The sequence below is a fragment of the Bacteroides sp. genome, assembly GCF_052357945.1.
Lineage (GTDB): Bacteria > Bacteroidota > Bacteroidia > Bacteroidales > Bacteroidaceae > Bacteroides.
Genome location: NZ_DAWCXD010000149.1, coordinates 1 through 11,399, shown reverse-complemented (window position 1 = coordinate 11,399; position 11,399 = coordinate 1). Strand labels below are relative to the sequence as shown.

Here is an 11,399-nt window from a genome sequence, read left to right as displayed (position 1 = left end):
TCTTTTTCAGGTAGAGCAGCACCTTGAATTTTTCCACTTTCATAACGCTCTTTTTAGGTTGTAAAAATACTCCTTTGAAAAGCGTCCTTTGGCATGCAAAACATTGATAAACAGTGAATACAAATCCGCTTTGTTCCTGTCGGTAAAAACTTGGTTACCTGCCGTTGTTTCCGAAACAGGCGGCTAACAGTCTGGTAACTGAAACGCTGCAATATTTTGTTTTCTTTTGCAGGTCTGTCTATTATGCAATTCTTGCAAAATGCTTAATTATAAACGATTTACGTTTAATTCTCGTCATTCTGTTTTTTATTGCATTTCTAAATATTACTTACGTAGCCCGTCATACATGGGCTACAACAGCGTATTATTGTGAAATTCATCCGGGCATCATTTCCGAAGCGATGGGGCACTCGTCCATTACGGTGACGGAGACTTATCTGAAACCTTTTCAGAATAAGAAAATAGATGAAGCAAATAAACGGGTTATTGATTTTATCCGGTATTCGGTTCGGAATGCAATTTGCTGAAAGTAAGCCTGTTACTTTGTAGGTAACGGGAATAAATACCGGTGCAAATATGAGCATATTTCTTAAAACAACCAAACGAAATCGCACATTTTTTCCATTAAAGCACTCAAAAGAAGAACATAAATAGATAAAACACGTGGATTCTTTGTACTAGGGTATGTTAACCTCTAAATTTTGCATAAGATTTCCCTCCCCTCTACCTCTTTCTCGAAGTAGGGGTTAAAAAGTTTCATTGTATATTATATCATTTTCTAGTATTGACTACTCAAAAAGAGCAGGGACAAAGGTTTTCCCGTTACCTACAAAGTAACAGGTATGCTATTATTGAAACTTAGTGTTTAATAATATATTATTAATGTAATTTTTAAGTAGTTATGAAGAAAAAGTTTGTAAAAGTGATGCTCTTCGGGGCGCTGGCGCTTTCTGCTATCAGCTACGTAGGATGCAAAGACTACGATGATGATATAGATGGTTTGCAACAGCAGGTCGACGCCAATAAGAGTAAAATTGAAGAGGTGGAAGCTGCAATGAAAGCCGGTAAATTTATTGTCAGCTATACTCCTGTAGCAAATGGTTATGAATTGTCTCTTTCTGATGGTTCTAAATTGACTATCACCAATGGTAAAGATGGAGAGAACGGACAGCCGGGATTAAATGGTGAAACGGTCATTCCTAAATTTAAAGTATCAAGTGACAACTATTGGCAGGTAAGTACTGATGATGGTAAAACCTATGAGTATGTTTTAGATGCAGATGGAAATAAGGTTAATGCTACTGGGAAGAAGGGAGAACAAGGTGAACCTGGTCAGCCTGGCGAACCAGGGCAGGATGCATCAGCTAACGTGTCCATTAATAAAGATGGGTATATCGTTATCGGTGATGTGGTAACAAGCTTGAAAACTGATACTAAAGTTCCTTCTATCGTTATAAATGAAGTGGATGGTTTGTATGTCATCACTCTTGACGGTAAAGAATATAAAATGTTGGCAGAAGGTTCTGCTTATAATGGTTTGCAAAGCATTATTTACAGAAGACAAGCTGCTGATGATCGGGAGGATTTTGTAAGATCAATTGGTTTGATGTCGTCCAATGATCCTGAAGCGGAATTATTGGCAACCAGTGCTTCAGTTGCTACTTTCAAAGTATGGCCTACTACACTGGATCTGGGTAAAGCTGTATTTGCATTTACCGATACATATAAAACCAGAGCACTTGTTCCTGCACTGAAATATGTAGAAGGTAGTGCAAAATGGGTGGATAACCGACAAGGTATCTTGAGTGTAAATATGATTTCCGAAAACATTGAAGTTGATAAACCTTACGCTTCTTCTTTGGATGTAACAATTAACGGTTATACAACAGCCTCTGATTATTTCAACTTCAAAGCTGAAAAATGGACTCCGGCTGATTTGAGTTTTGTGCATACAAAAGATGCAGTTGAAGTTCCTACTGATGTTTTGGCTGATGCAACTACCGAATCCGATTTTTCATCTTATGTTGAATATACGTTTGTTTATAACAAATCTTATAATTTGAATGATTCTGTAGCATTAGGACATGATGTGGAAGAGGATTTCATTTCAATGGCTGATTTAGGATTTAGTGGTATCACTGTTGAATTCAAACAAACAGCTGATAAGGCAAAAGGTATCTTTGAAATTAAAGACGGTGTTATTACAGCTAAATCTAGTGAGCAAGCTTCTGCTATCAATGAATTATGCTATGTGACAGCAACTTATAAGAATGAAAAAGGTACGGAAATCATTTCTTATGACTTTGCAGTGAAAGCTGTTCGCGAGCAGCAAGTGGCTCCGGCATTGGTTGATATTGATGTAGAAACGAAAGATGCAGCTGCAGCTGATAAGTTAGCTAAATTGCAGTATAGCACAAGTGAACAAACTATTGACTTGAATGTGCGTGCATTCTTGAATTCACTGGGTGGACGTGACTATATGTCTGACAATGAAAACGTAACTCCTGTTAAATATGGTTTGTATTACTTGACTAATGAAGATGGTAAGACTTATGCTAACAAGGTTGATGCATATATTGAATTCACACCGGGTACAAGCACAGATTTGGATAATCTTAAATTGATATTCCCTGCCGGAACTGTTATCAATGGAGATCAGCAATTGTATTCATTCGAAACATGGCCAGGTGGTGGAAACTCAAAATATGAAATTACAAATTCTGAAGAATATGCATGGCGTAAATCTACAACAACTCATCGCGTTAACGGCTCTAACAAACAGTATACTTTGAAATTGAAGGATCTTGTTAAGTGCGAACGTAAAGTAATCATCAAGCAAAATAGCGCGTTTGTTGTAGATGGTAAGACAACTATTACTGGTGCATGGACTGAAGCTGATAAGTCATTCAGTATGACAGCTGATTTGACAGTTCTTTATGCTGCATATAATACAGATAACAGTTCTTCTAGTGAAGTTATTGAATATTATCTGGCTCCGCAAGCAAAACAGTCTGATGCTGTTAAAGCTGTTTATAGTCAGATAAGCATTGCTGGTAATGTTATTACTGTAACTCCGGCTGTAGATGTGAAGACTTTAGGTGCTATCAAGATCGGAGCTAAAATACAAGGAACTGATATTGAAGCTACTATTCTTGATATAAATGGAAAAGAAGTGACTTATTGTGAGCCTGTATTGCGTTCTCCGCTTGATGTCTTGTCTTACAAGTCTTCTATTGATTGGAATATAGATGGTGATCAGAATAAGACTATCAATGTAGGAACGAAAGCAGAAATCAAGATGTCTGACAAAGATATCAATGTAACCAAGAAGAATGTAGTTATTGAAAATGGAGTAGCAAAAGCTCCTTGGGCTGCAGCTTATGGCATTGATGCTGCTGGTGCCATTACTTATGCAATTGATGGATATAGTGCTACTGTAAATGAGGGTACCTATACTATTAATCCGTCAACAGGTGTGATTACATGTAACAATACAGCGATTGTTCAGTCATTGGACATCTATGTGAAAGTAACTGTAAATCATAACTGGGGTACAGAAACTATTAATAAGATCACTGTGAAAGCTTCTTTGAAATAGTCCTATTTTAAATAAGAAAGAAAGGGTAACTCTTTTCCTCTGTGTAGGGTTACCCTTTTATTGATAATATAATTGTCCGATATGGTGGTATCGGATATTATTTGTCGAATTATTCATCTTTGTGAAAAGATGGATATATTATTTCCCACTAAGGATTTTTGACATCCTTAATTTTATTAGATGAAAAAAGGTAAAGACTGCACTTGTGAAAGACCGGTCTAATAATAAACCTTTATTTCGAAGGGCGTTCCAATTTTCCCTTATTTCCCAGGAACGCCCTTTTTTATTCTGTCTTATATGGACTTATGATGTCATTTTTAGAGATAGAGGCTTAAAGGGACTTTTCCAGTGCCCTCCTCCGAGTTCGAGTCCATCTTTTTTATGAAACCGTCTGAATATAGTCTTCTGAATGTAACTTTTGACAGATTATCCTGTAGGTAATATGGCTGCTTTAGACAATGATAAGCTCAATACCCATTTCTTCAATCGCTTGCGCCATTGACTGGGAAATGCCGGAGTCTGTGATTATCACATCGATGCAGTCTAAACTACAGATTTTACCGAATCCACGTCGCCCGAATTTGGAAGAATCTGCCAAGATGATAGTACGTAATGACGCCTCTATCATTTTCTTGTTGAGGACAGCTTCTTCAATATTAGAGTTTGTGATTCCGTACTCCAAGTCGATACCGTCTACTCCTAAAAAGAGTTTTGAACAAGTGATTTGTTCAAAAAACAAAGAAGTGTAGTCGCCAATGACGGAAAAAGAATTCTTCCGTACGATTCCCCCGAGCTGGATTACTTCGATATTATTAATCGTATTTAATAATAAGGAGGTTTTCAGAGAAGCTGTAACTACAGTTAAGTGGTTGATGGGAGTGATATGCTCGGCAAACGTATGTACGGTAGAACCGGAAGCGATGATAATAGAATCGTTTTCTTCTATTAATTTAGCTGCGGCAGTAGCGATTCTTTTCTTTTCTTCTTTTCGAAGCTTTTCTTTTTCGTGCACATCAATATCTGATGTTAATGGGTTGACCGGACTTGCACTTCCATGAGTACGATAGAGAAGTTTTTTTTCTTCCAGATGTTTTAAATCTTTTCGGATCGTTACAGGAGTAACTTCCAGTTCTTTAGCGATTTCGTTTACTTTGATGAAACCGTTTTTCGCTAAACTTTCAAGAATATACTTATGTCTTTCAGCAATACTTGTCATAATTCCCAATTTTTATCACAAAGATAAACTAAATATTAATATGTGGCAAATAAAAAGATGAAAAGTTTCATTCTATGATATAAAGCTTCCGTTTTATATATAAAATGGTCTGCTAACGAAAAATAATTTGCTTTTTATATTGGATGATATTTCTTTTTGTGTATTTTTGCAGTGTTGATTTATAAATAAAGAAAGAAAACGAAATATTCATAAGGAATGAAACGAAGTGATTTGCTTGAGAGGATGCTCAATTGGAAATGTGAATGTGATATCCTGGTGATCGGTGGTGGGGCTACCGGATTAGGGGCTGCAGTGGACGCAGCCTCCAGAGGGTACAGAGTTATTCTATTGGAACAGCATGATTTTGCTAAGGGTACTTCTTGCCGCAGTACGAAGCTGGTACATGGAGGAGTTCGGTATCTGGCGCAGGGAGATGTCTCTATGGTAGTTGAAGCATTACATGAACGTGGGCGTATGAGACTCAATGCTCCTCATTTGGTAAAAGATATGCGTTTTATAATCGGTAATTACCGCTGGTGGGAAAAGCCTTTTTATGCGGTGGGGCTGACTTGTTATGATTTACTGGCCGGACGCAAAGCATTGGGACGTTCGTTACCGATGTTAAAACGTTCTGTATTAAAAGAAATACCTTCTTTAAAGCATGAAGGATTGAGAGGTGGAGTGGTATATCATGACGGACAGTTTGATGATTCGCGCATGGCTATAACGCTGGCACTGACCGCTATTGATAAAGGTGGAGTGTGCTTGAATTATATGAAGGTGAATTGTTTGCTGAAAGATGCCGCCGGGAAAATAAATGGGGTGCATGCTGTCGACACACTTGACGGGAAAGAATATCAGATCAAATCGAAAGTAGTAGTGAATGCTACCGGAGTCTTTGTGGACGATGTGATGAAGATGGATGAATGTGATACGCGAAGGAAGGTACGTCCCAGCCAGGGAGTGCATTTGGTGGTTGATAGTAAATTCTTAGGTGGTCGTTCGGCACTAATGATACCTAAAACGAAAGATGGACGTGTCCTTTTTGGAGTGCCCTGGCACGGCAAGGTGGTGCTTGGCACCACGGATACTCCTCTGAATGAGGCTTCTTTGGAACCGAGGGCATTGGAAGAAGAGGTTGATTTCATTTTAGATCAGGCCGGACAGTATCTCGACCGCAAACCGACCCGTGCCGATGTGCTTTCGATTTTTGCCGGTTTGCGTCCTTTGGCTGCGCCAACGCATGCTGATTCGAAGAAAACGAAAGAGATTTCACGGAATCATAAAATCTATCGTTCGAAATCGGGGCTTTTGACAATTACCGGAGGGAAGTGGACTACTTATCGTGCAATGGCTGAAGATGTCATCAATCAGGCCATCGTAATAGGAGGGTTGTCTCCTGCGGAATGTGTGACGAAGAATTTGAGGGTTCATGGATATACAAAAGAGCAATTTGATGAGAATGATTGGAATTATGTGTATGGCAGCGACGCGGGCAAAATACAAAAGATGATAGAAAAAGAGCCTTCTTTTGCTGAAAAGTTGTATGAAGGTTATACTTTTACAGCGGCGCATGTTGTGTGGGCGGCTCGTGAGGAGTTTGCGCAGAATATAGAAGATGTGTTGGCCCGCCGGGTGAGGATGCTATTTCTGGATGCCCGTGCTGCTCTTAAAATAGCTCCGAAAGTGGCATCGGTATTAGCGGCGGAACTGGGAAAGGACAAAACCTGGGAGCAGGCGCAGATAGCCGACTTTAATCGGTTGGCAAGAGGATATATCTTGAATTAGAAGAAAAAATTACTTTAATTGTTGTTTGTAAATAAATGCTTATGAAAAGTTGTATGGTTTTGCGGAGAGGACTCGTAGCCTCATTGATGTTTCTTCTGTTGTCAGGGATACAGTCTGTGTCGGCGCAGGGAAAACTACATCTGTTAAAGTTTGACGATGTCACACAATTGAGAGACTTCTTTAAATATACGGGAAATGGCTCAATCATTGTAAGCGGACATCGCGGTGGGTACGAAGAAGGATATTCGGAAAATTGCATCGAAGGTTTGGAAAATGTGCTGAAGCAGATGCCGGCTTTCTTTGAAATCGATCCTCGTCTGACAAAAGATAGCGTGATTGTATTGATGCATGATGCTACTTTGGATCGTACAACAACAGGAACGGGAAAAGTTTGCGATCATACCTGGGAAGAGTTGCAGAAGCTTCGTCTGAAAGACCATTCGGGAAAAGTGACCAACTGCAAGATTCCTACTTTGGAGGAAGTAATCAAATGGAGCAGAGGTAAAACGATTATCAACCTGGATAAGAAAGATGTGCCGATGGCTATGATTGCGGCTTTAATCAAAAAGCATAAGGCGGAGGGACATGTGATGCTGACTGTGCATACCGGTGCTCAAGCCAGATATTATTATGACCGTTTCCCGACGATTATGATGTCCGCTTTCGCCCGTAATATGAAAGAGTTTGAGGACTTGTCGATATCAGGTGTGCCATGGGAAAATATGATCGCTTATGTAGGGCATAGTATAACACCCGAAAATAAGAAAATCGTTGAAATGCTGCATGCTCGTGGCGTACGTTGTATGATTAGTGTGGCACCTACGCACGACAAATTGCCTTCGAAAGAAGAACGGGCTTTGAAATATAAAGAAGAGATAGATAAGAGACCGGATATTATAGAATCTGATATACCGACAGAAGTATGGACAGTTTTGCAATCTCGATAGATTGTTGCCCTGATATGGTGCAACGTCTGTTTACTATCGTAAAGGAAAATCCGGTTAGTGAACTAACAATTAATACTGTGAAAATGTCAAAAGTAGAACAAGCATTGAAAGCTGCGAATGAGACACGTGCTCTTCGTATAGGAAGCGGAATATTAAATGAAGTAGCCGGACTGTTTAAGGAACAGTTTGCAGGAAGAAAGGCTGTAGTGGTAGCTGACGTAACTACCTATCGTGTTGCCGGCGAAAGAGTAGAGAAAGAGTTGCGTAATGCGAATATAGAATTATTGCCATCTTTTATTTTCACTGATTCCGACCTGTATGCGGAATATTCGTATGTTGACCGTCTGGTCGAATCGTTGAAAGTGCATGATGCTATTCCGGTAGCTGTCGGCTCCGGTACGATTAATGATTTAACGAAGTTAGCTTCTCATCTGGTCGGAAGAAGATATATGTGTGTGGCCACTGCCGCTTCCATGGATGGATATACTGCATTCGGCGCTTCCATTACTGCAAATGGCGCTAAACAGACTTTTAGCTGTCCGGCACCGCAAGCTGTATTGGCTGATATTGAAATCATAAAGAAAGCTCCCAAGCCGATGACGGCATCAGGATATGCCGACTTGTTTGCCAAAGTGACGGCTGGTGCCGATTGGATTCTGGCCGATTGGATGGGCGTGGAAGATATTGATGAAAAGGCATGGTCGATTGTGCAGGATGGATTGCATGATGCGCTTTCGAATCCTGAAGGTGCGGTGGCTGGAGACGAAAAAGCGGTGTCACAACTTATTGAAGGATTGATGCTGGGCGGTTTTGCCATGCAATGGTCTAAATCGAGTCGTCCGGCTTCGGGAGCGGAACATCAGTTCAGCCATCTTTGGAATATGGAACATCATTTAAATCAAGGTGAGCATGTTTCCCATGGCTTTCAGGTGAGTATAGGTATGTTGGCTGTAACGGCATTTTATGAACAAGTGTTGAACACCCCATTAGAGAAACTGGACGTGGAAGCGTGCTGTGCGGCATGGCCCGAACCGGAAATAGCCGATAAGGTAGCTCTTGATATGTTTGTCGGTACTGATTTTCCTACTATCGGTCTGCAGGAGACGAAAGCGAAGTATGTGACACGGGAGCAATTGGCTATTCAGTTGCGGCAGTTGAAAGAATACTGGCCTGAAATTCGTGAACGTTTGTCCAAACAGTTGATTCCTTACAAAGAAGTGAAACAATCCCTGCGGCAGGTAGGTGCTCCTGTAGAACCGGAACAAATCGGTATTACACGGAAACGTCTGCGTGAAACGTTTGTTCGTGCACAATTTATTCGCCGTCGTTTTACTGTCCTCGATTTAGCTGTACGGACAGGATATATGGAACAGTGGCTGGATGGATTGTTTGGTAAAGGTAAAATATGGGAAATAACAGATTAATCACGATAGGAATGGAACTACAAGGAATGGCGCCCGAAGTGGCAAAGAAATTTAAATACTGGCAGACACGGACGATCATAGCAAGTATGATAGGCTATGCTCTATTCTATTTTGTTCGTAAAAACTTGAGTATTGCAATGCCTGCCATGCAGGATGATTTGGGAATAACCAAGGGAGACTTGGGATTATTTCTGACCTTACACGGATTACTGTACGGAGTTTCCAAGTTTGCCAACGGTTTTGTTGGCGACCGGGTGAATGCCCGCTATTTTATGGTGACAGGTTTGGTGCTCTCTGCAGCATGTAATATTTGGTTTGGGTTTAGTTCTGCTGTGGTGATGTTTGGCATTGTGTGGATGTTGAACGGATGGTTTCAGGGAATGGGATTTCCCCCTTGTGCCCGTTTATTGACGCATTGGATACCTCCTACACAGTTGGCTACAAAGATGTCGGTGTGGAATACCTCACATTCTGTTGGCGCAGGTTTAGTGGTGATTGTTTGTGGATATATTGTCAGTCTCGGATGGCGCTGGTGTTTCTGGTTTCCTTCTATTATAGCCTTGGTGGGTGCAGTCGGTTTGTGGTTTGCTTTGCGCGATACGCCTCGCTCGGTAGGTCTTCCGGAGCTCAACTCAAAAACGGGCGCAGAAGAAAAAGAAGATACTTCTGCCGAATTTAAGCAGTTTGTGCGTAAGAATGTCTTTGGAAATCCGGCGATTTGGGTACTGGCTATTGCCAACTTTTTTGTGTATATCGTGCGCTATGCTGTACTTGACTGGGGACCGACTCTTTTGGGAGAATGGAAGGGAGTTTCTATTCATCATGCAGGTTGGATGGTGGCAGCCTTTGAAATATCCGGAATTGTAGGTATGCTGGTAGCCGGTTGGGCAACCGATCGTTTCTTTGGTGGACGTGGTCCACGCGTTTGTGTGATTTGCATGGCACTGGCTACGGTGTTCGTTGCTTTATTCTGGGGAATATCCCAACCTCCCATGTGGCTTGCTACGCTTTTATTGGGAGCCGCAGGATTCTGTATTTATGGTCCGCAAGCTTTGGTAGGTATTGCTGCGGCTAATATAGCCACAAAGAAAGCAGCCGCTACGGCAGTCGGATTCACAGGATTGTTCGGATATGCCAGTACGTTGGTCTCCGGTTGGGGATTAGGATTGTTAGCTCAACATTATGGTTGGAATATTGCAGTGGGTGCATTAATCCTGATTGCTATAATGGGAACTTTGATATTTATGGCCGCATGGTCGGCAAAAGCGAATGGGTATGATAATGATTAATGAGGTAGAACATAAACTGAACGCGGAACTTATGGATCGTATTCGTCGGATCAAGCATATTGCTTTGGATATGGATGGAACGATTTATAACGGAAACACGTTATTTCCTTTTACGATTGCTTTCCTGGATAAAATGAAAGAATTGGGAATTGGTTACTCGTTTCTGACGAATAATCCTTCCAAAAGCACGAATGATTATCTTCGACACCTATCCGGCATGGGGATTAAAGCAGTGAAAGATGAATTTTATACATCGGCCCAGGCGACCATAGATTACATACGTGTACATCATCCGGAGTGTAAACGGCTTTTCTTGTTGGGCACTCCCAGCATGATAAAAGAGTTTGAGGAAGCCGGATTCGAGTCTACTGACGACAATGCTGATGATGAACCGGACGCAGTGGTTGTCAGTTTTGACATGTCACTTGTTTACTCGCGTTTATGTCGTGCTGCGTGGTGGATTAATCAGAAGAAACTCTATATTGCCACTAATCCGGATCGTGTGTGTCCTACGGATAAGCCTTTAGTATTGGTGGATTGTGGCTCTATTTGCTCCAGTTTGGAGTATGCTACGGGGCGGGAGCCGGATGTTGTGATTGGAAAGCCCGATCCGCGAATGTTGAACGGAATAATGGAACGTCATAACTTGCGTGCGGATCAGGTAGCTATGGTGGGTGATCGTATTTATACCGATATATTGATGGCGCAGAAAGCAAATGCTTTGGGAGTGCTGGTACTTTCCGGCGAAACAACGTATGAAACAGCTATTGCTGTCCATCCTAATCCGGACTTGATCCTGCGTGACTTGGCAGAGCTTCAGCAAATGCTTTTATTAGCTCATGAAATAGATTAGATTGGTGCATGAAAATGCAATAGTATATTTATTTTTAGTGTTTTTGATAGGTATGATGTTACGGACAGTTCTACTGTCCGTAACATTTTTTTGTCTACTATAAAGTTGAAAAACATAAAAACATCTGCCACCTGCAACCAAACGCGTGTAATGCACTAGCTGATAAATAGTTGGAACGTGGCAGATACCTGCGGCAGATAGGTTGCAGATAAAGTATCTGCAACGCGTTATATAATCAAAGAAAAAACCTTGATTCCTTGATGCAAAGCTATGGGATAATTGGG

The 11,399-nt window shown here is 41.1% G+C and carries 7 protein-coding genes; 6 read left to right on the top strand and 1 reads right to left on the bottom strand.

Annotated elements, in window-relative coordinates; genetic code table 11:
* Window positions 1–901 precede the first annotated feature (901 nt).
* Window positions 902–3,598 (top strand): PL29 family lyase N-terminal domain-containing protein, encoded by a 2,697-nt coding sequence (locus tag ACT8YW_RS19210; protein ID WP_444106822.1) that lies wholly within the window; start codon window positions 902–904, stop codon window positions 3,596–3,598.
* A 451-nt stretch (window positions 3,599–4,049) separates the two neighbouring features.
* Here ACT8YW_RS19210 and ACT8YW_RS19205 read toward each other — a convergent pair whose 3' ends face one another.
* Window positions 4,050–4,814, bottom strand: a complete 765-nt coding sequence (locus ACT8YW_RS19205) for a DeoR/GlpR family DNA-binding transcription regulator (RefSeq protein ID WP_065537542.1) — start codon at window positions 4,812–4,814, stop codon at window positions 4,050–4,052.
* Window positions 4,815–5,030: 216 nt separating this feature from the next.
* Here ACT8YW_RS19205 and ACT8YW_RS19200 point away from each other — a divergent pair, with 216 nt between their 5' ends.
* The 5 genes from ACT8YW_RS19200 to ACT8YW_RS19180 all read left to right on the top strand — a co-directional run bounded on the left by ACT8YW_RS19200 (window position 5,031) and on the right by ACT8YW_RS19180 (window position 11,115).
* Window positions 5,031–6,602 (top strand): glycerol-3-phosphate dehydrogenase/oxidase, encoded by a 1,572-nt coding sequence (locus ACT8YW_RS19200; protein ID WP_211146596.1) that lies wholly within the window; start codon window positions 5,031–5,033, stop codon window positions 6,600–6,602.
* Window positions 6,603–6,643: 41 nt separating this feature from the next.
* The gene (locus tag ACT8YW_RS19195; protein WP_444106821.1) at window positions 6,644–7,549 is read left to right on the top strand and encodes a glycerophosphodiester phosphodiesterase family protein; all 906 of its coding nucleotides are present in this window, start codon (window positions 6,644–6,646) and stop codon (window positions 7,547–7,549) included.
* Window positions 7,550–7,632: 83 nt separating this feature from the next.
* Window positions 7,633–8,973, top strand: a complete 1,341-nt coding sequence (locus ACT8YW_RS19190) for a sn-glycerol-1-phosphate dehydrogenase (RefSeq protein ID WP_195354334.1) — start codon at window positions 7,633–7,635, stop codon at window positions 8,971–8,973.
* A gap of 11 nt (window positions 8,974–8,984) precedes the next feature.
* Window positions 8,985–10,262: an MFS transporter gene (locus tag ACT8YW_RS19185; protein ID WP_055235296.1), complete on the top strand. Its 1,278-nt coding sequence runs from the start codon at window positions 8,985–8,987 to the stop codon at window positions 10,260–10,262.
* Window positions 10,249–11,115 carry an HAD-IIA family hydrolase gene (locus tag ACT8YW_RS19180; RefSeq protein WP_369742184.1) on the top strand — a complete coding sequence of 289 codons (867 nt, stop codon included), beginning with the start codon at window positions 10,249–10,251 and terminating at the stop codon, window positions 11,113–11,115. Before ACT8YW_RS19185 ends, ACT8YW_RS19180 begins: the two co-directional genes overlap by 14 nt.
* The last annotated feature ends 284 nt before the right edge of the window (window positions 11,116–11,399 follow it).

Excerpts from the sequence above, each read along its gene's own strand:
- ACT8YW_RS19180 (WP_369742184.1), top strand. The coding sequence starts at position 10,249 with ATGATAATGATTAATGAGGTAGAACATAAACTGAACGCGGAACTTATG.
- ACT8YW_RS19185 (WP_055235296.1), top strand. The coding sequence starts at position 8,985 with ATGGAACTACAAGGAATGGCGCCCGAAGTGGCAAAGAAATTTAAATAC.
- ACT8YW_RS19195 (WP_444106821.1), top strand. The coding sequence starts at position 6,644 with ATGAAAAGTTGTATGGTTTTGCGGAGAGGACTCGTAGCCTCATTGATG.
- ACT8YW_RS19205 (WP_065537542.1), bottom strand. The coding sequence starts at position 4,814 with ATGACAAGTATTGCTGAAAGACATAAGTATATTCTTGAAAGTTTAGCG.
- ACT8YW_RS19200 (WP_211146596.1), top strand. The coding sequence starts at position 5,031 with ATGAAACGAAGTGATTTGCTTGAGAGGATGCTCAATTGGAAATGTGAA.
- ACT8YW_RS19190 (WP_195354334.1), top strand. The coding sequence starts at position 7,633 with ATGTCAAAAGTAGAACAAGCATTGAAAGCTGCGAATGAGACACGTGCT.
- ACT8YW_RS19210 (WP_444106822.1), top strand. The coding sequence starts at position 902 with ATGAAGAAAAAGTTTGTAAAAGTGATGCTCTTCGGGGCGCTGGCGCTT.